Below are 21,616 nucleotides of genomic sequence, written 5' to 3'. Positions count from 1 at the left end.
TAAACTAAAGTATGAAAAAAACAGATGTTGCTGTAATTGGTCTATCCTGTGTCTTTCCCGGGGCACAGGATGCCAACACTTTTTGGCAGAATATTGTCAATAAAGTCGATTCTACCGAGCTGGCTCCGGCTGATCGGATAGATCCGGTTCATTTCAGTGATGCTACAAGTCCCGTTGACCGTTTTTACTGTCAGCGTGGAGGATTTATCCCTGATTATACATTCGATCCTACAGCATTTGGTATTTTACCATTGGCTGTTCAGGGAACGGAACCTGACCATTTGCTTACCCTTGATCTGGTACAGAAGGCGCTGGAAGATGCAGGGGTATTTCAAAAGAATACTTCCCTTGAAAAAACAGGAATCATCATTGGTAAAGGAAACTATACAGGTCCTGGCGCTACCCGTGCTATCGAAATTGTAAGAACCGGAGAACAGATCTCCTCATTATTACAGGAATTGCTGCCTCAGGTTTCTTCTGCAGATATTGAAAAAGTAAAACACGCTTTTCAGGAACGCAAAGGACGTTTCGCAGCAGATACGGCTATGGGATTAATCCCTAATCTTGTTGCTTCATTGGTAGCCAACCGCTTCGATTTAGGAGGCGTTGCTTTTACCGTGGATGCTGCTTGTGCCAGTGCTTTAATCGCTGTAGACCATGCCGTACAGGAACTTCAGAGAGGACGTTCCGATATCATGATCGCAGGAGGGGTACACACTGGACAGAATGCTGCTTTCTGGAGTATTTTTGCCCAGTTGGGAGCCATGTCTCATCAGCAGCAGATCAAACCGTTCAGCATGGATGCTGACGGCCTATTGATCGGTGAAGGGTGTGGTTTCGTCGTGTTAAAACGACTGGAAGATGCCGTTCGGGATCAGGATAAAATCTATGCTGTGATCAAAGGGGTGGGCGTCAGCAGCGATGGTAATGGAACCAGCGTGATGAGCCCTTCCGTAAAAGGTCAGCTGAAAGCCTTAGAACAGGCCTGGATCAATGCTGATTTAGATAAAAATAAAGTGGGATATCTTGAGGCTCATGGCACAGGAACACCCCTTGGAGATAAAACAGAACTTCAGACCTTAGCTCAGTTCTTCGGAAAAGAAGAAGCGGCTCCGGCAGCGGGTATCGGATCTGTAAAGTCCAATATCGGGCATGCTATGCCAGCTGCAGGAATTGCAGGATTGATTAAAACCTGTTTAGCATTACATCACGATACTTTACCCCCAACCCTATACTGTGAAAATCCAACTTCGGATATGCAGAATACAAGGTTTGAGCCGGTACAGGAAGCCAAAAACTGGTCAAAAACAGGACTTCCAAAAGTAGCGGCAGTGAATGCTTTCGGATTCGGAGGAATCAATGCACACGTTGTTTTGGAAGGCTATGATATGCCGAAAAAAGATCATGTATTGATATTGGCAAGACCTACCCACGAAGAATTGCTTTCAGCATTACAAAATAATGAAACGACCATTGGTGAAGGAGATTTCAGGGTTGTGATATTCGATCCTACCCCTGCAAGAGTAGAAAAAGCGATTAAAATTGTTTCCAAAAACCTTACTTGGAAAAACAAACAGGATATCTGGTATACCTCTACCCCATTATTAAAAGATGGCGGAAAAGTAGCCTTTGTATTTCCTGGTTTAGATGGTCTTGCAAAAGGTGAAGTAGATAGTGTGAGTCGTTATTTTGGACTGACAGCTCCTATCGAAACAGAAGGTGAAGGTCTTTTAACCGATGCTTTAAACATCTTCAACAACTGCAGTATCCTTGATAATTCATTAAAAAAACTGGGAATTATTCCTGATATGAATGCAGGACACAGTTTAGGAGAATGGCTGGCAGGTTACTCTTCAGAATTAGCGGAAGCCAATTCTGTAAAAGCCTTAATTGATGTGCTGAATCCTGAAACTTTTGAATTAAAAGATTCAAAATTCATCGCCATAGGAGCCGGAATTGATGTCATAAAACCTTTTATTGCTGAAATTTCAAATCTTTATGTTTCCAATGACAACTGCCCTAATCAGGTGATTCTTTGCGGAAGCAATGCTGCTTTGGATGAATTGGTTCCTTTGTTAAAAGCAAATCAGATCTTCCATCAGGTATTGCCGTTCCAATCCGGATTTCACTCTCCATTTATCGCAGATAAGCTGGATGTGATCCTTGCAGGAATGGAAAAAGCACAGTTCCAGCAGACAAAAATACCATTGTGGTCTGCTACCACATTAGAACCTTATCCTGCAGATCAGGCAGCGATCAGAAAACTGAGTGCCGAGCATTTGGTTCAGCCTGTTCGTTTCCGTGAACTGATAGATAGATTATACGAAGAAGGCGCCAGAGTGTTCATTCAGGTGGGTACCGGAGGGCTGATCGGATTTATTGATGATACCTTAAAAGGAAAAGCCTTCAGTACAATTGCTTCCAGCGTTCCTACCCGTTCTGCATTAGCACAATTACAGCGTGTTGTAGCTTCATTATTTGTAGAAGGAAAAACGATTGCCCTTGACTTTCTGGAGATTCAGAATCATACGAAAAGAGCATCAGGAAAAGGCATTAAACTGGAGTTAGGTTCTCCTATTATCCGTAATTTTAAAGAAGTGAAAGCGATGGCTCAATCATTTGATACGCCAAAACAATATACCGCAACTGCTTCAGCAATTGCCACAAAAAGCGGTCATCCGCTGGTACAGGCATTCCAGGACAATGTTACCGATATGATCCGTATGCAGGAAGAAGTACTCACTTTATTCCAAAACCGTCCGGAAATTACAATACAAAGACCTGCACCTGTAACCCATTCAGCTCCAAAACCAGTAAGAAGCACAACCTTCTCAAAAGACTTATACGTCACACTGGAAAGTCATCCTTACCTGATCGATCACAGCTTATTGAGACAGCCTAAAGGATGGGCTCATGTAGCCGATATGGAACCGGTCATTCCAATGACCATGATATTCGAACAACTGGCAGAAATTGCAGAAGCTGAAATTCCGGGAACATTGGTACATAAAATCATGAATGTAAGTGTATTCCAATGGATGAATGTAGCCAAACCTTTCGAAAAAACCGTAAAAGGAGAATGGCGTGGTACCAACCATGCTTACCTGGATATTGAAAACTTTGCGAATGCAGAAGTAATCTTAAAGACCTCTCCAGTTCCAACACCCACTTTCAATCTTTCCATCGGTAATCTTTTACCTATCGAAAGAACCCCTGAAGAAATCTATGACATGCACATGTTCCATGGAGATAAGTACCAGGGAATTACTGAAATTTCAGCCGTTGGAGACAAAGGAATCGTAGGAAAAATCAAAGGAAACGGCGGAAAAGGCTCTTTACTGGACAATGCAGGACAGCTATTCGGGCTTTGGCTTCAGCTTACTTTGGTGAAAGATCGTATTGCATTCCCTGTAAAAATCAGAGATATTGAATTCTTTGGAGACATGCATGATCAGGAAGGTGTTTTTGAATGCACCTGTATGCTGACCGAGCTTAATGATGAATTTGCCATCGCAGATATCATCCTGAAAAGAGACGGAAAAGTATGGTGCGCGATTACCGGATGGCAGAACAGAAGACTGGAGATTGATGCTCCCTTATGGAATGTTTCCATGTCACCGCTGCACAACCGTCTTTCGGAGGAGATTGCTCCTGAAGTATTCTTTTTCCACCAGGCGTATACCAGAGTCGCTTCATGGGATTTTATCCTTAAAAGATATTTCAACCAAACGGAAAAACAGCATCACCAGCAGCTATTACCCAACAAGAAGAAAAACTGGATGGTAAGCCGTGTAGCGGTGAAAGATGCCGTAAGAAACCTTCTTCGTCAGGAAAAAAATCATGCCTGCTTCCCGATTACTTTTGAAATCCGTTCCGATGAAGTGGGGAAACCTTACCTCATCAGTGATTTTACAGAAGACATCCATATTTCTTTAGCTCACAAAGGAAAAGAAGCCGTAGGGATCGCCAGATATGGAAAATCTGTAGGAATCGATATGGAACTGATGGAAGAACGCAGCTCAGGATTCTACGACATGGTATTTACCGACAAAGAATTAGCCTTATTAAAAGACAGAGATCAGGCAGAATGGACCACCCGTTTCTGGGTAGCAAAAGAAGCTTACGGAAAATTCATGGGAACAGGACTGAAAGGAAACCCTAAAGCCTTCGAAGTCGAAGTGATAAAAGACGATCACTTGTGGATCAACAACATTGAAATCAAAACTATTAAACATAAAAATTATATTATCGGATGGACACTGTAAACGCAACATTAAAAATGAACCACGAAGAACTTTTTACTTTATTAAAAGGTTTTATTACTGAAGTGATAGGTGCTGAATTTGTAGAAGAGATGGATATTACTCCTGAAAGTTCATTTACCAAAGATCTTGAAATGGACAGCATCGAGATTGTCTCTTTCTCCGAAAAGATCAAGGCGCATTTTGGCGATCAGATCGACTTTACAGGTTGGTTATCATCTATGGATCTTGACCAGCTGATCAATCTTGACCTTAGTATGATCATCAATTATATCTACGAATGCCAATAATCACTGTCAATAACAGACAAGTTCATATACAGGAACTCAACAAAGGAGCCGAACAAACCGTGGTACTCATCCACGGTATGTTCAGTAACCTGTCCATTTATTATTTTAATATTGCCCCTGTGCTGGCAAAGCATTTCCATGTGGTGATGTACGATCTGAAAAGCCACGGTATGAGTGAACGCTTTTTGGATGGGTACGACCTTGACAATATGTCATCCGATCTGATGGGTTTAATAGATTACCTTCAACTGGAAAAAGTACACCTTGTCGGCTATAGCTTCGGAGGTCTTATCGCATTAAAAACAGCATTAGAATATCCTGACCGCGTGAATCAGCTCGTGGTGATGGAAGCTCCGGATCCTCAGGACGAAAAAGCCCGTAACATCATTGATGAATACAGCAAAGAATTCCTTGAGCATTATGTAGCCAATTTTACAGATACCACCAAAGTACAGATGGGCAAAAGACAAATGGAAAAGAACCATCGTATGTATGAATTTCTGTTTAATCAGACCAGCATAAAAGCGGATATGATCAGGGAAAAACATTTTCTTGATGAAGCTAATTTCAATGGATTGACAGCTTCCACTTTATTGCTTTATGGCGCTGATTCCAACTGCAGGCCTACCGGTGAGTGGCTGCAGTCTCAAATCAGCCAGTCTGAACTTGAATTAATCCCAGGGGATCACAATATTCCTATCCAGGAACCTCAGCTCATTGCTGAAACGATCTCTCAATTTTTATCTAAAATTTTAACACAAAACCATGGCTAAATTTGCATTTATAGTTCCACCATTGACAGGACATGTCAACCCTACCCTAAGCATCGGTGCTACTCTGCTGGAAAGAGGACATGAAGTAGCCTGGATCAGCCTTGACCCGACTTTAGAGGCTAAACTTCCCGAGGGGGGAAAATTATTACTGATCCAATACGATCAGACCGACGAAGAAAAGAAAGAAAGTGAACAATATCTGGATATTATTTCCAAAAAAGTAGTGTACGGCATAGACAGCGTTAAGTTCCTTTATGAAGAGGTTCTTATCCCGCTGAACAGACATTGCTATAAAGGTGTTGTTTCTTTATTAAAAACATATCAACCTGATTTGATTATCGGAGACCATCAGTTGTTTGCAGCCCCGGTTGCAGCGAAAGCTCTTGGAATTCCTTATGCCACTTCCGTTACTGCTCCGGCTGCGATTAAAATCATGAATGAGCTGCCAAAAGTACATGAATGGGAAGTAAATCAAATTGTGGCACTACAAAAAGAATTAGGAGTCAATGAAGAACGCTCCCTGGCGACTTCAGATCTGCTGACTCTTGTTTTAACCTCCAATTATTTCTTTGGGGAAATGGAGGATCTGCCTTCTCAATACCAATTCACAGGTCCGGTTCTTACCGAAAGACGTATCTCATGTGAATTCGATTGGGAAAAATTAAAAAGCAAAAACAATAAAAAGATCCTGGTAAGTATTGGCACTACCTTCGATCACGATCATAAAAAAGCATTTTTCCAAAAGGTAATTGATGCCTTTAAAGATGAAGATTTAACCGTTGTTCTCGTTTCCGATCCACAGCTTTTTGAGCAATGGCCGGACAACTTTATGGTCTATCAGCAGGTTCCACAATTGGATCTGTTACCTCATCTAGACGGTGTGGTTTGCCATGGCGGTCACAATACCGTTTCTGAAACATTATCACACGGTATTCCTTTGGTAGTGATCCCGATTGCGTATGACCAATCCCATGTAGCGGGACGTGTTGTGCGTACAGAAGCGGGTGAACGTCTTAATTTTAACCGATTTAAAGGAAATCACCTGAGAGAAGCTGTACAGCAAATTCTGAATAATCCTAGCTACAAAGAAGCGGCTCAGAAAGTGGGACAGTCTTTTGTGGAAGCCGGAGGTTCAGCTACTGCAGCCAATTTATTGGAACAAGCGATATTGAAAGCTTCAAAACCTGAAAAACCCTCTAAGTTTTTATTCGTTATCCCTCCATTTTTCGGACATGTAAGCCCTACATTAAGTGTGGGAGCAAGTCTGATTGCCCGTGGTCATGAAGTAAAATGGTTCGGAATTACGCCTTTAGACAGCAAACATATTCCGGAGGGAGGATCTTATTTCTATCCTGAAGAAGATCTTGTTCCGTATCAGGAGGAAATTGCCCGTATTTTAAAAAGACAGGATGACGGACCAGCGTGCTCAGGACCTGAAGTGATGAAACTCGCATTAGAAGAAACGTATGTTCCTTTTGCAAAAATGATGATGCCGGGATTAACCAGACTGACAGAAAGCTGGATGCCTGATGTGATCGTGAATGACTGTATCACTTTCGGAGGGGCTCTTTTCGCTCATAAAAACAATATTCCTTGTGTAACCACTACTCCAGTACCACCAGATGTCATGGGAGATACGGAAAAAAGTGCTCCTAAAATCTGGGAATGGCAGCAAAACCTGATCAAAGACTTACAAAAAGAAGTAGGCATCCATGAAGAAGGTATTTACATCCATTCTCATAAACTGAATATGGTGTTTACTTCGCAGGCATTTGCAGGTTTTGAAACGGTTCCTTCTCATATGAAATTTGTAGGTCCTGTAAAAGGCCGTCCGAACGACGCCCCATTTGACTGGGATAAACTGAATGCCTCTACCACTCAAAAGATCTTTGTATCATTGGGAACACTATTGGTAGATATCAGAAAGGCATTCTTTGAAAAGATTATCGCAGCATTTAAGGACCAGCCTGTAACCGTGATTGCCGCTACTCCACCGGAAATCTTTGAAGAGTGGCCGGACAATTTTATTGTGAACAGCTTCGTCCCTCAATCTGCGGTGATGCAGCAAATGGATATGGTAATTTGCCACGGTGGTTTCAATACCGTTAATGATACTTTCCGTAATGGTTTACCGATGCTGATCACTCCCATCGCGTATGATCATTTCCATATTGCAAAACTGATTGAGCAGGCAGGCTGCGGAATCAGCATCCGATACAAAAGACTGCGTGTAGATGCGCTTCGTGAAACGGTTTTTGAATTGTTGGAAAATCCTAAATACAGAGCCGCCGCTCAGGAAGTCCGCAATACATTTACCCTTGCCGGAGGAAATGACAAAGCAGTAGAACTGTTAGAAAATTTTGTACACGAACATTCAACACTAGCTTCAGTGTAGCCTATGAATCAAACAATAAAAAGAAGATTGCTATTTGGAGAACGTATGTTATTAGGGGATGGAACAGAACCTTTTAACGCGGTCATTCCGTTCAGACTGAGAGGTACCTTTACATTAAAAGATATCCAGCAGGCTTTGGCCCGGATCCAAAATAAACACCCATGGCTGAAAGCATTAATCAGCCATGATGAAAAAAATATTCCTTGGTTTAATGTTCCTGAAAAACCTATTTCTATTCCTGTAAGAATTATCACCAGGCAAAGTGAAGATCAGTGGCAGGAAGAATCCAGGAAAGAATGGAACACCACCTTTAATTACGAAAAACTACCACTGATCCGGTTTATTTGGATCAAAGGAGAAGACGTTTCAGACATGCTGTTTGCGTTCCACCATTGTCTTTGCGATGGTGGTTCTGCAATGGCCTTTTTAAAAGAATTTCTCATCGTACTGGACAATCCGGCTGCCAATATCGGGATAGAAAACCCAATCTTAGGCATCGAAGATGTAGTTCCGGCCCATATTCTGAACAGCCGCAGACAGAAACTGAAAGCCAGATTTATCGGAAGACTGGCAGCTACTGCCATCAAATGGCTTCCGGTAAACAAAAAACCTGTTGAAAGACAGAATGACTATCTGATCCATGGAAAGCTGGATGAAAAGACAAGTCAGGAAGTAATCGCTTATTGCAAATCCCAGGAAATTACCGTCAATACATTTTTGAGTGTAACACTATTGCATGCATTTAAAAAAGTGAGGGGTAAAAAGTCCTTCAACAAAGTTTCCTGTCCGGTAGACATCAGACGTTTTGCCAAGCAGGTTAAAGAAGATCATATCTTCGCTTTCGGGCTGATGATCGTGATTTCTTATGATGAAAAGCTAAGCTTTACAGAGAATCTCCGTGCAATGCAGAAATCTGTTGAACAAAAGGCCTCAAAACTGGATCCGTATATCACTATGATGGTGATGGAATCTGGGCATGATGCACTGAAAAGTTTCACCAGGCTGTTAAAGAACGGAAAATCATCCAACGACTGTATGTTTTCTAATCTGGGACCTCTTCAGATTCCCCATGAGTATAAAGAGTTTACCGTAGAAACGATCTTCAGTCCATCGGTAATTGGTCCGTTGGGAAATACCACTACTCTGGTGGTTTCTACCTTCCGTGGAAGAATGGATTTTTCAATCATGGGAAGCGAAGGCTATTTACCTTATACTGAAGTAACAGCCATCCGTGATGAGGTTCTGAGGACGATTTATTCACAAGTTAAAAAGACAGCAGTATCATGATCAAAAGACCTTTAATGATGGTGGAAAGGATCATGTATGTAGATCCTGAAACGCCTTTAAACTGTGTTTATACCGCAAAAATAAACGGACAGATTTCTGAGGAAACTTTTAAAATAGCCTTAGTTAAAATCCAGCAGAAACATCCGATGCTGAGAGCAACTATTGAACACAAAAGCGGACGTTATCCTCTTTTTGTAGGGCAAAAGGATATTGAACCTATTCCACTCCGTATTGTGGAAAGGAAAACAGACGAAGATTGGTTTAAAGAATCTGAAAACGGATGGTTTAAGCTGTTTGAAGAGTCCAAAAAACCATTGGTCGAAGTGGTGTGGATAAAGGGACAGGATGCTTCCGAGATCCTTTGGATCATTCCTCATTGCATTTCCGACGGGACAACCGGAGTGACCTTAATGCGCGAACTTCTTGCTTTGCTGGATAATCCTTATTCACCCTTAATTCCTTATATTGCTTTTGAATCTGTGAATGATTTCTTGCCTTCGGATTTTAATACAGGAATTAAAAAATATAAGGCCAGCCTCTATTTGCTGTTCGCAAGGATATTCTTTTCTATCCAGCGAAAAAGTAAAAAGAGAAATCTTGGGGAAAACTACGCCATTCACTGGAAAATGACTCCTGAAGATACAAAGTTTATCACTGAAAAATGTAAAGCCAACGGAATTTCCGTACATGCTTTGCTGTGTTCTTCTGTAATGCAAGCTTTCCGGGATGTTCAGGGAGACCGTGCCAAAGGTAAGGTGATCAGCCCTGTAGATGTGCGCCACTTTATTCCGGAAATCAAAGAAGATCATTTATTTGCTTTTGCCCCAACGGTAGAGCTTTCCATAAAAAAAGACAGCAAGGACATTCTGAACAATGCCAAGCAGATCAAAAAAGACCTTACGGAGAAAATCAACAAGATGGAAGCCCGCGAACTCCTGTGGATGGGTGAACATATGCACCCCATTGTGGACCGCATGATCAATATGCTGAAATCCAGCGAAGGCGGGCATGATGTGACCTTATCCAATATGGGAAAGGTAAATATCCCGAATGATTATAAGAACTTCAAACTGGAAACGGTGATCAGTCCTACCGTAGCTTTTCCATGGCTGAACTCGAACACTTTAGTAACCAGTACATATAACCAGCAAATGGACTTCACCTTCATGTCCAATGAAAATTTTCTTCCCAAAGAGGAAGCCCATCTGATAAAAGATAAAGCCATCGAGCTATTGACCACCTCTCTATGAAATTTAAAATAAAGCCTCCAAAGCCAAAACCCATCAAGAAAACCACCCTCAAACGCTTTCTCATCAAGCGTACGATTTATTATGTCCTTCCGAATGTATTTTTTAATTTCATTATCGCCTATGCCAGCTTTAAGGAATTAGGCTATACCCATTTCTTTTCAGGAACCCAAAACCTGGCCCGTCTTACCCTTCCGATGGCTATTTTCCTCCCGGTAGTCCTTACCATTGATATCCTCAAAAGAGTAACAGATGCCGCCAGCCAGGAAGCCATAGAGTTTACCGTAGACGAACAGCTGAATATTAAAAAATTGATGACCAAGCTAAGCATCCTACACGGTCTGATTACAGGTTCATTAGTACTCTCCCTACTCTTTATAGGGCAGTATAATTTCTCAAAAGATTATAAGCTGGATGCTACAGCAATGGCTGTGGTAGTGGGAATACTGGCGGGAATTTTGTCTGTGATTTTTGTGTATCTGCCAGTGTGGAGATTGAGGAGGTGGATGTGTAAACGAACACAGACTGTTGTTGTAGACTTAAATCAATAGTATATCAAGGATTTGAAACTTTCATTAACATCACATAAAATTCAAAAGTCCAAATGTTAGAGCATTTGGACTTTTAAATTTATTTATTGAGTGGTTCTTCTTTCTGAATATCTGTATAATCCGAATCAGTATTTTCATGAAATATAACAAGCAAACCTAATAAATCAAAAATTATAATTATTGAGATTATGATTCTTTTCAGCCAGCTATCATCATTATAATTTTCAAATGCTAATCTCACATAGCTGTCTTCTAAACTAACAGCTAAAATAAGCAACAGAATAGTGGCAAAGCAAAGATATTTTTGATTCTTCAGACTAGTGTTTTCATTTTTACTGTCTTTATAATAATTATACATTGTCTGATTATTAGTCCTAACAGCCTTGTTAAGTATCTCTGAATACCTATAGTTCCCTTTCTGAAAATCAATATTATTATCTTTAATGAAAACATTTGGCATAGCGAGTCTTACCAAGCCAAGTGATTTATAAATAATTAAAGAGGTAAGAATGAACAGAGTATGAAAAATAAAAATCATAATAATATCACTAATCTGTATTACAGAAAAGATTTCTTCCAATGATTTTTTCAAAAAAAATACACCTACAATATCAGCTGATAAAAACCAGCTCGTCAACAGAAGTAACCAATAAAATAGTTTACTGAAATCATTAAAAAAGTTATATAGCCCGTTTATCATATTAATTGTTTTTAAAAAATTACTTTTAAGATTAATAAGTTTATAAATAAACAAATATAATATCTAACCTATATTTTTTATTACGGAAACCCATAGCAAAACAAAAAATAGAAGAAAAAATAAAAAAGTATATATGGTCAATTTTTATCGAATATTATGAATTTTATATTCTCAGAACTTAAGACATTCTCCTTTTTCTCCATTTCCTTCTTTACACGCTCTTTTTTTCTTCAAAAAATAATAAAAACATAACTCATTTATACTATTTGAATTATCTAATGAACGTCTCCTGAAAAATTCACTTCATATTGATTTTCTATCACTATACTTATTATATTTGAAGTAATTCTTTGTGACCACACAAACGCCTCAGTAAACACCTATACAATCAGCCTTAATAAAACCTGAAGCAATTCAACTTTTTCTCAAAGAGCACGTGAAAGCGTGCTTTTTTTATACTAAATGTAGAATTTTATTAGCTATTGTATGTCAATAAAGAAAGTGGATATACTCAAAAAACACAACCTTTTTCAAAAGACATTATCGGTTTTTGTGGTATTTAATTTAGTATGTTTTTGTAATTTAGGCACCTTAATTAAAATAATAAAACTAGACCTTTAAAATTTAAATGGACAACAACACTTTGATAACAGGAAAAAAATATATAAAAGATATATTTAGCCCTGAACAGTTCTATAATATTCCCGAATATCAACGCCCTTATGTTTGGGGAATAGATCAAATCGAAAATTTTTTAGATGATATAACAAATGCACTGGAAAGTAATAAGGAGAAGGAGTATTTTTTAGGTTGTATGATCTGGAATACACGTGAAAATATTTCTAATGACATAAAATACAAATTTCAAGATATCCTGGATGGGCAACAACGTTTTTTAACACTTTTCTTATTACATGCTTCTCTACGTAATCTATCCCAAAATGCTGATCTTAAAAAAAATGTTCAAAATAGATTAATACAAGAAGCTGATGAATTCAACAATGTTCCTGCAAGAAATAGAATAGAGTTTGACATCAGGGATGATAAAGAATTTATTGATAATTATATCATTACTGAAGTTGAGCTTAGTGTTTCTCAATTGGAACAAATTTCAAACAATCATGAAAATAGCACTTCTGTAAGAAATTTGGCCAATGGATTAAGTATTATCTTGAACTGGTTCAATAATAAGGAAAAAGAAAACCAGGAAGAATTTCAAACATTTCTCAACGAATTTTATAAATACTTATCAACAAAAGTCTTAGCTCTTTATTTAGCCACACCAAATAATCTTGACGATGCATATAACCTCTTTACTGTGTTAAATAGTAGAGGGTTACAATTACAAGTTAGTGATATTTTAAGAGCTCAAAATCTTAGGGTCATTGCAAATGATAAAATAAGACGCGAATATGCAAACAAATGGTCTGATTTCGAAAATAAAATAAACTTACCTTATAAATCCTTTGATGAGTTTTTATGGGCTGTCGTTTTTGTTAAAATGAAATATAGAAGTGATGATAATCAAAGTTTAACAAAAGCTTTTGATTATATGTTCAAAAAGGGGATCATCACAAAAGGGGCAGAAACATTAGATTTAATTGAAAAATATATTAAACACTTTATTGCATTAAATAATTCCAGTATAAGTACAAAAGAATCTGCAAACTTATTTTCTAATATAAATTTTATTCTTTCCAGTGTATATGGTTCACAATATTTAACACCTTTAATGCATTTTAGAGAAATTTTTGGAGACAATAACATTATCGAATTTTTGATTAAAATTGATAATCTGTATTCTTTAAGTTGGCTTTTAGGTAGAAGGCAATCAATGACCAGAACATTCAATATTCTTAAAAAAATAGACTTTTACGGAGATAAAGTTCGTAATAAGGAAATAACTACTGAAGAAGGGAGTGTTTTAATGATTAATGATAATTGTTTAAAGTATGATTATTTTGACGAAAATATAAGCTCAGAAAAGCCTTTGGATATTAATGATCTGGAAGTAAGTCTCAAAAATGATAAATGGGGAGGGTTTAGTGGAACCAAAGTTAACAAAACCAGATACATTTTATTAAAATTAGATTTGCTAATGGGTAACAAAAATAATCAACTTCAATACAATAAGAACTCATCAAGTATAGAACACTTATTACCTCAAAAAATTGAAAACACATTATGGTCGATAGATTCTGATTTTCATAAAGAGTGGCTTCACAAAATTGGTAATCTAGTTTTGATCGATAGAAATAAGAATTCATCATTAAGCAATAAAGACTATGAAACTAAAAAAAATAAATATAAAGGAGCAATTGAAGCTAGAGCCAATACTAACTTTGTTTTAATGAACTATGATGAATGGAACAAAGACTCTATAATTTCTAATCAGGATAGGATTGTTGATTTGATTATGAAATATTATAGAGGTAATTCACTTAAAACATTTTTAGAATTAAAGAAACATTAATTTTATAATTAATTACGAATATGAGACCGCTTTTCGGAGCGGTTTTATTTATCAAAGAATAATAAAGAAAGATCCCATCAACATTGTCAGTTATTAATTCCTACGCCATTCATAATACTTTAACATCCATTATACCCTATCCCCAGATAAATTTTCGTTCTTTTGCAAAAAGTTTTAATTTTTGAATAATTGCATGTCGAAGTTTGATGAAATCCGGTATTTTTCTGATCAGGAAGTAAATGAAAGATTAGGGAGTATTGCCCATGATCCCATGATGAAAGCATTTATGAATTTTACTTTTCCTGGTGCAGATGAGCAGGTTTGGCTTGAACAGTTTAAAGAGGTTCATTCCATAAGTGATTTTCAGCATCAGTTTGTAGCCTATGCCGTTCGTCAGATCCTTGCGAAAAGTTCTGAGGGTTTAACAACTTCCGGCTTCGATAAGCTGGATAAAAATACCTCTTACCTTTTCATCTCGAACCACAGGGATATTGTTCTGGATACTTCACTGCTTAATCTGGTATTGCTGGAAGGTGGTTATATTATGACCGCTTCGGCCATCGGTGATAATCTTGTCCGTAAAAAGTTTTTGAATGTACTGGCTAAATTGAATCGTAACTTTTTAGTACAAAGAGGATTATCACTTCGGGAACAACTTAAAAGTTCACAGACCATGTCTGAGTATATTGATGAGCTGTTGCATAAGGAAAACCGCTCAGTATGGATTGCCCAGCGTGAAGGCCGTACAAAAGACGGTAACGATTCTACCCAGCAGGGCGTTTTGAAAATGCTTGCTATGGCATCCGGAGACCAGTCGCTGACGGATTATTTTAAAACATTAAAGATTGTTCCGATCTCCATCTCTTATGAGTACGATCCTACAGATTCCTTAAAAATGCCTCAACTGCTGGCACAGCACAGAGATGAGGAATATATCAAAGGTAAAAATGAAGATTTTACCAATATATTGAGTGGAATTCTTGGACAAAAAAAACGCATTCATCTGCATGCCGGTGATGTTATTGATACAGAACTGGATGATATTGCAGCCACCATTGATAATAAAAATAAACAGCTGCAAGCCATTTCACAGGTTATTGACCGTTCAATTATCAGTAATTATAAACTTTGGCCAACGAAGTTTATTGCTTATGACCTGCTTCACAACACCAATATCTACGCATCTGAATATACTGAACAGGAAAAACAATTGTTTGTCCGCAGACTTGAAATGCGTATTGATCCCTCCGAACCTGTTTCGAGAGAGTATTTCTTAGCGATGTATGCAAATCCTTTGGTGAATAAGCTGAAATTGGAAGAAGGTTTCCAGAAATAAGTACTACGATATAATATTAATAAAAACCACTGCTGTTGAGTAGTGGTTTTTGCTTTTATTGAGGGCACAAGCAGGGAATTTTACAAAATGGCTAAATCCTTAGATGCTCTCTACCCTCGATAAGATTATAATTCTAATAAGACTGTTATTATACCTTATATCCGGCAGATTTTTATTGGTTCTGTGACATAGAACCCACCTCTATGATCGCATCTGCAAATGCTTTTGGAGCCTCTTGTGGCAAATTACGTCCAACCCCACCCGTAAGTGTATGATGTGCATATTTGCCTGTATATTTGGAAGCATAATTTTCCGGAGCAGGAAACGCTGCTCCGTTTGCATCGCCTTCCAAGGTAACTGTTGGGACTGTAATAGCCGGAGATTTCGCCAGTTCGGCTTCAAGCACATCGTATTTTTTTTCTCCATTAGCCAATCCCAGGCGCCAGCGGTAATTGTGGATCACAATATCAACATGATCTGGATTATTGAATGCTCCGGCAGAACGTTCATAGGTCTGGTCATCAAAAGCCCATTTTGGCGAGGCAGTTTTCCATATTAATTTATTAAATGCTTCTGTATTGGCTTTATACCCTTTATATCCTCTTTCAGTTGAAAAGTAATACTGATACCACCATAAAAATTCAGCATTGGGTGAGAGAGGTTTTTCATTAGCCTTTGGACTTCCTATTAAATATCCGCTTACCGCCACCAGTCCGGAGCAGCGTTCAGGCCACAGTGCTGCCATGATATCCGCTGTTCTGGCTCCCCAGTCAAAACCGCCAATGACCGCTTTATCAATTTTCAGGGCATCCATAAAAGCAATGATATCCAATGCAACAGCACTCTGCTGACCATTGCGTTTTGTATCCGGAGATACAAAAGTAGTTGTTCCATAACCTCTTAAATAAGGAACCAAAACACGGTAGCCTTTTTCAGCAAGTATAGCAGAGGACTGTTCAAAACTATGGATATCATAGGGCCATCCATGAAGAAGGATGACAGGTTTCCCGCTTTCAGGTCCTATTTCTGCATAGCCTACCTCCAACAGTCCGGCTCTGATTCTCTTTGTATTCTGAAAAGCTGATCTTGCAGCTGCGTTTTCAAGCTCTTCTCCGCCAGTGGCATAAGCCTGTGCTTTTAGAGACAACAACCCCATTCCCATAAAAATAGCAAGGGATAAAATGAATTGTATTTTTTTACTGAAATTCAATGTAGTATTCATAATAGTGATATTTTGTAATGGTAAAACTATTGTAAAACAGAGATAGAAATAAGGGTAAATACTTTGAACAGGTCATATTGAAGGGGGAATACTGATTTTCCGGCGTTAAACCAGACAATTGCTTCCCTACTCTTCTTTTTTCAGCTTTTACGATCAACTGATAGGATTTCTGACAGGTAAAAAAAATACCACATCTTGTAAAAACATTTTGAAAATCACTCCATTAAAAGTAAAATTGTTTATATTTAATTAGATAAAAGGCAAAGGAATTGAATGTTATGAAAGGCAGGATAATTGCAGCCATCTAAAAAAACCACACAAAATAAGGCTTATGAATTTACAGTTAGATCCACATTCTAAGACTGAAAAAGAGTCTGTTGATCATTTCCGTTTGGACGTTCTGAATGGACTGCAGCATACTCCCAAAAAATTATCTTCAAAATACTTCTACGATAAAATCGGCGATCATCTTTTCCAGAAAATCATGGCCATGCCTGACTATTATCTGACCCGTTGCGAGCTGGATATTTTTCAAAATAAAACGGATGAACTTACCCATCTTCTCATTCCTGAAAACGAATCTTTTGATCTGATTGAACTGGGAGCAGGCGATGCTATGAAGTCAACTTATTTACTGGAACAGCTGATCAGAAAGGGAGTTGATTTTACTTATATGCCGATTGATATTTCGGGAAATATTCTTTCGATTCTCCATAAAAAACTAAGCAGTCAGTTTCCGGAAATGAAAATCACCTGCTTGGAAGGTGATTATTTTGAGATGCTTCAAAAAGCGGCCTCGTTATCTGACCGAAGAAAAGTCGTTTTGTTTTTAGGAAGCAATATTGGCAATATGACTCCGGAAGAAGCTGAAGATTTCTGTCTGCATCTGAATACCAATCTATCTTCAAAAGACCGTGTGTTGGTAGGTTTTGACCTTAAAAAGAATCCCCACACTATTTTGAGTGCGTATAATGATAAAGAAGGGATCACCGCTTCCTTTAATCTTAATCTTCTGACCCGCATTAACAATGAACTGTGTGGAGATTTTAATCTTGAGCAATTTCAGCATTATCAGACTTATGATCCCATTACCGGAGCCTGCAGAAGTTTTCTGGTAAGCCTTATCAACCAGCAGGTGACCATTGGCAATACCCGGATTTCATTTGAAGAAAATGAACTTATTGATATGGAAATTTCACAGAAATTCTCTGCTGAAAAGATTAAAGAATTGGGCGAAAAATCGGGTTTTACCATCACCGGAGAGATCAAAGATTCTAAAAAATGGTTTGTAGATACTGTCTGGCAGGTAAAATAAATGAACCCTTGCAACCCATCACATCTGCAAGAGTGAAAAAATGAAAATCAAGCACTAAAAACAAAAAGATATGACACCAGAGATCCCCACAAAAGATATCGTAAAAAAATATGTGGATATCCGCAGACGTTCTGAAGAAATCTGCGCTCCACTGGAAATAGAAGATTATGTAGTACAGCCTATTGTAGATGTAAGTCCTCCGAAATGGCATCTTGGTCACACCACTTGGTTTTTTGAAACTTTTATTTTGATGCCGAATTTTCCCCAATACGAGGTTTTTGATCCTCAGTATAATTTTGTTTTTAACAGTTACTATGAAACCATCGGAGCGCGGGTCATCCGGACCGACCGCGGAAATCTCAGCCGTCCTTCCGTTTCAGACGTGTATCTATACAGAAAATATGTAGATGAGCAGATGAAGGCTTTTCTTCAAAGCTCATTTATGAAAGAATCTATAGAACCACTTTTGGAATTAGGTCTTAATCATGAACAGCAGCATCAGGAATTATTAGTCACTGATATCAAATATATTCTAGGACACAACCCGCTCTTCCCTTCCTATACAAAAGAAAAACCTCAACAATATGGTTCCGGAGAGCTGCAACTGCTCAGATTTCCGGAAGGAGTCTATGAAATTGGTTTTGAAGGGGAAGGATTCTGTTTTGATAATGAATTAGGAAGACATAAAGTATATCTTACAGACTTTGAAATCGCCAATCAGCTGGTAACCAACGGTGAATATTTAGAATTTATGGAAGCAGGTGGGTATTCAGATTTTAAACACTGGCATGCGGAAGGATGGGACTGGGTGAAGCAAAATTCTGCAAAATCTCCGCTATACTGGCATTATATTGAAGGTCAATGGATGAATTATACCTTAAACGGATTACAGGAAATAGATCACAATGCCCCGGTGTGCCATATTAATTTCTATGAAGCATCTGCTTTTGCATCATGGAAAAGAATGCGTCTCCCTACTGAAGCAGAATGGGAAGCAGCTTCTCATCATTTTGATTGGGGAAGCCGTTGGGAATGGACGAATTCTGCGTATCTGCCCTACCCTCATTTTAAAAAAGAGGCAGGGGCTGTAGGTGAATATAATGGAAAATTTATGGTCAATCAAACAGTGTTGCGGGGTGCTTCAGAAGCTACTCCTCCGGGACACAGCAGAAATACGTACCGTAATTTTTTTCAAACCCATTTGAAATGGCAGTTCACAGGAATCAGGCTTGCTCAGTAATTGTTTACCGATGATCAAAGTAGAATCAATATCTAAGAGTTTTAATGGAAAAAAGGCAGTAGATCATATTTCTTTTCAGGCATTTGATCAGGAGATCCTTGTTCTTTTAGGAACCAGCGGATGTGGTAAAACAACCACCCTTAAGATGATCAACCGTCTCATAGAAGCAGATGCGGGGAATATTTTTATTGATGGTAAAAATATACGTGATCAGAAAGCCGAGGAACTGCGAATGGGAATTGGCTTTGTAATGCAGCATTCCGGTTTATTTCCTCATTATACCATTCAGCAGAATATTGCGGTAGTTCCGGAACTGCTTAAGTGGGACAAAAAGAAAACGGAAAGAAGAACTCATGAGCTGTTGGCTAAACTTCATCTTTCTGAAGAGGTCCTTTCCCGATTCCCCCATGAGCTAAGCGGCGGACAGCAGCAGCGGGTGGGTATTGCAAGAGCTTTGATTGCAGACAGCCCGGTTTTACTGATGGATGAACCTTTCGGGGCTTTGGATAATATTACCAAGGCAGATATTCATTCAGAATTTAAATCACTGGAGGATCTTAAAAACAAAACGATTGTATTGGTTACGCATGATGTACAGGAAGCATTTGATCTGGGACATCGGATATGCCTTATGGATCAGGGAAAAATTGTACAGACCGGCACTCCCAAAGAAATCCTTTACCATCCTTCCAATCATTTTGTTCGTGATTTCTTTGCTGAAAACCGGCTTTTATTAGAATATAAAGTAGCGACTTTACAACATATCAGTCCCTTCCTTAGTCCTGAAAAATCATATCATGAACTAGAAAGTATCGATAATATAAGCGTATGGGATGTTTTACAGCAGTTAAGCTCCGGTCATCAAAATGCTGAGGTGTATGAGGAGCTGATCAGAGCGTTTAATCATTATAGAAAATCACAGATTGTATGACGCAGCAGAGTCTTTGGGAATTTATTTCTGAACAGCAGGAAAAGCTGATCACCCAGGTTATTCAACACCTTGGGCTTACTTTTTTGTCTCTGCTTCTGGCTATTATTGTTGGAGTCCCTTTAGGAATCCTGATCGCCAGAAAAAAGAAACTTTCCAGTCCGGTACTGGGTATTGCTGGGATTTTACAAACCATTCCGAGTATAGCATTGCTGGGATTTATGATTCCCGTTTTTGGTATTGGTCCAAAACCAGCGATTGCAGCTTTGCTGATCTATGCACTTCTTCCTATCATCCGAAATACCTATACCGGAATTACAGGCGTAGATCCGGCAGTTATTGAGGCAGCCAAAGCAATGGGAATGAACAGGAGCCAGCTTCTTTTTAAGGTAAAACTTCCTTTGGCGATGCCTGTCATTGTTGCCGGAATAAGAACCGCAGCGGTTATTAATGTGGGAGTTGCTACTTTGGCTTCTTTTGTTGCAGCAGGCGGTTTGGGAGAGTTTATCTTCGGAGGTATTTCGCTTAACAATACCAATATGATTTTGGCAGGAGCCATTCCGGCAGCATTACTTGCTGTTGTATTGGATCAAACAATTGCCATGATACAAAAATCGGGATATCAATTCTTTCAAAAACTGAAATATATACTTCCCATCCTCTTTATTATTCTAGGAATAGGTTATCTACTGACTTCTGTCTCAAACCGTACGATCAAGGCTGGTTTTACCCCGGAGTTTATGGGAAGGCAGGATGGCGACCTTGGATTGCGTTCTGTATATGGACTCAACGTACATCCGCTTGTGGTAAGTGATGCCATTATGTATAAAGCGGCCTATGAAAAGGAACTTGATCTGATCAGCGGATATTCTACAGACGGCAGAATCAAAGCTTTTGATCTGTATGTATTGAATGATGATAAAAAGATATTCCCACCCTATTTTGCCGCTCCCATCATCAAGATCAAAACATTGAAAAAATTTCCGGAACTGGAAAAGACCTTAAATCTGTTGGCTGGAAAGTTCAATGATTCTATCATGACCGATTTGAATTACAGGTCTGATCATCTCAATCAGACCCCGGAAAAGATTGCGAAGGATTTTTTAATCAGAAATAATCTGTATAAAAGTCCACGAAAGGGAAATTCAGGGACGGTTCGGATTGGTTCAAAGATCTTTGGGGAACAATATATTCTCGCAGAAATGTATAAAATGCTTATTGAAGGCTATACAGACTATAAAGTAGAAACAAAAACAGGCTTGGGAGGAACCAAAATCTGTTTTGATGCCTTAACAAATGACGCCATTGATTTTTATCCTGAATATACAGGAACCGGGCTTCTCGTCCTTTTACAACCTACGAAAGAGATGATCAGAAATGTTTCCCAAAGTCCTGACAAAACCTACCGGTATGTGAATTCAGAGTTTGAAAAGCAATATGGAATTCGATGGCTGCAGCCTTTAGGATTTAATAATGCTTATGCATTGATGATGCGAAGAAAGCAGGCCGAAGAGCTTCATATTAAAAATATATCTGACCTTAAAAGGTATTTTAATGGGAAGTAAAGACTGTACGGTATGGGTGTTCTTATTTTTCT

General features: G+C 38.7%; 15 protein-coding genes. 13 read left to right on the top strand and 2 right to left on the bottom strand.

The features are described 5' to 3' along the window. Window positions 1-11: 11 nt before the first annotated feature. The 7 genes from C1634_RS05070 to C1634_RS05040 are packed head-to-tail and all read left to right on the top strand — an operon-like array spanning window position 12 to window position 10,805. Entirely contained in the window at window positions 12-4,265 is a 4,254-nt protein-coding gene (locus tag C1634_RS05070) for a type I polyketide synthase (RefSeq protein WP_103233714.1), read from the top strand. After that, window positions 4,253-4,552, top strand: coding sequence for an acyl carrier protein (locus C1634_RS05065; RefSeq protein WP_002977699.1), 300 nt, complete (start codon window positions 4,253-4,255; stop codon window positions 4,550-4,552). The genes C1634_RS05070 and C1634_RS05065 overlap by 13 nt, the downstream gene beginning before the upstream one ends. Beyond that, window positions 4,543-5,325 carry an alpha/beta fold hydrolase gene (locus tag C1634_RS05060; protein ID WP_103233713.1) on the top strand — a complete coding sequence of 261 codons (783 nt, stop codon included), beginning with the start codon at window positions 4,543-4,545 and terminating at the stop codon, window positions 5,323-5,325. Before C1634_RS05065 ends, C1634_RS05060 begins: the two co-directional genes overlap by 10 nt. Next, window positions 5,318-7,720: a glycosyltransferase gene (locus C1634_RS05055; protein ID WP_109737984.1), complete on the top strand. Its 2,403-nt coding sequence runs from the start codon at window positions 5,318-5,320 to the stop codon at window positions 7,718-7,720. The genes C1634_RS05060 and C1634_RS05055 overlap by 8 nt, the downstream gene beginning before the upstream one ends. Window positions 7,721-7,723: 3 nt before the next feature. Then, a complete protein-coding gene (locus C1634_RS05050; protein WP_103235007.1) occupies window positions 7,724-9,007 on the top strand; it encodes a condensation domain-containing protein in 1,284 nt (427 codons plus the stop codon). After that, window positions 9,004-10,257, top strand: a complete 1,254-nt coding sequence (locus C1634_RS05045; RefSeq protein ID WP_103235008.1) for a phthiocerol/phthiodiolone dimycocerosyl transferase family protein — start codon at window positions 9,004-9,006, stop codon at window positions 10,255-10,257. Before C1634_RS05050 ends, C1634_RS05045 begins: the two co-directional genes overlap by 4 nt. Next, entirely contained in the window at window positions 10,254-10,805 is a 552-nt protein-coding gene (locus C1634_RS05040; RefSeq protein ID WP_103235009.1) for a hypothetical protein, read from the top strand. Before C1634_RS05045 ends, C1634_RS05040 begins: the two co-directional genes overlap by 4 nt. Window positions 10,806-10,884: 79 nt before the next feature. On the opposite strand, the gene C1634_RS05035 is transcribed toward C1634_RS05040, so the two are convergent. After that, window positions 10,885-11,505 (bottom strand): hypothetical protein, encoded by a 621-nt coding sequence (locus C1634_RS05035; protein WP_103235010.1) that lies wholly within the window; start codon window positions 11,503-11,505, stop codon window positions 10,885-10,887. A gap of 628 nt (window positions 11,506-12,133) precedes the next feature. On the opposite strand from C1634_RS05035, the gene C1634_RS05030 reads away from it, so the two are divergent. Together C1634_RS05030 and C1634_RS05025 are read left to right on the top strand one after the other, a co-directional pair. Continuing rightward, entirely contained in the window at window positions 12,134-13,978 is a 1,845-nt protein-coding gene (locus tag C1634_RS05030) for a DUF262 domain-containing protein (protein ID WP_103235154.1), read from the top strand. A gap of 193 nt (window positions 13,979-14,171) precedes the next feature. Beyond that, the gene (locus tag C1634_RS05025) at window positions 14,172-15,314 is read left to right on the top strand and encodes a 1-acyl-sn-glycerol-3-phosphate acyltransferase (RefSeq protein WP_103235153.1); all 1,143 of its coding nucleotides are present in this window, start codon (window positions 14,172-14,174) and stop codon (window positions 15,312-15,314) included. Window positions 15,315-15,486: 172 nt separating this feature from the next. On the opposite strand, the gene C1634_RS05020 is transcribed toward C1634_RS05025, so the two are convergent. Beyond that, window positions 15,487-16,536: an alpha/beta fold hydrolase gene (locus C1634_RS05020; protein WP_103235152.1), complete on the bottom strand. Its 1,050-nt coding sequence runs from the start codon at window positions 16,534-16,536 to the stop codon at window positions 15,487-15,489. 331 nt (window positions 16,537-16,867) lie between these two features. On the opposite strand from C1634_RS05020, the gene C1634_RS05015 reads away from it, so the two are divergent. From C1634_RS05015 to C1634_RS05000, 4 genes are all read left to right on the top strand, one after another. Further along, window positions 16,868-17,851: an L-histidine N(alpha)-methyltransferase gene (locus C1634_RS05015; RefSeq protein ID WP_103235659.1), complete on the top strand. Its 984-nt coding sequence runs from the start codon at window positions 16,868-16,870 to the stop codon at window positions 17,849-17,851. 70 nt (window positions 17,852-17,921) lie between these two features. Further along, window positions 17,922-19,091 (top strand): ergothioneine biosynthesis protein EgtB, encoded by a 1,170-nt coding sequence (gene egtB / locus C1634_RS05010; RefSeq protein WP_109737983.1) that lies wholly within the window; start codon window positions 17,922-17,924, stop codon window positions 19,089-19,091. A 10-nt stretch (window positions 19,092-19,101) separates the two neighbouring features. Then, window positions 19,102-20,022, top strand: a complete 921-nt coding sequence (locus tag C1634_RS05005; RefSeq protein WP_109737982.1) for an ABC transporter ATP-binding protein — start codon at window positions 19,102-19,104, stop codon at window positions 20,020-20,022. Next, window positions 20,019-21,584, top strand: coding sequence for an ABC transporter permease/substrate-binding protein (locus tag C1634_RS05000; RefSeq protein ID WP_109737981.1), 1,566 nt, complete (start codon window positions 20,019-20,021; stop codon window positions 21,582-21,584). Before C1634_RS05005 ends, C1634_RS05000 begins: the two co-directional genes overlap by 4 nt. Window positions 21,585-21,616: the final 32 nt, after the last annotated feature.

This window comes from Chryseobacterium viscerum (assembly GCF_002899945.2).
GTDB lineage: Bacteria > Bacteroidota > Bacteroidia > Flavobacteriales > Weeksellaceae > Chryseobacterium > Chryseobacterium viscerum.
This window is presented reverse-complemented; position numbering and strand designations above follow the sequence as displayed.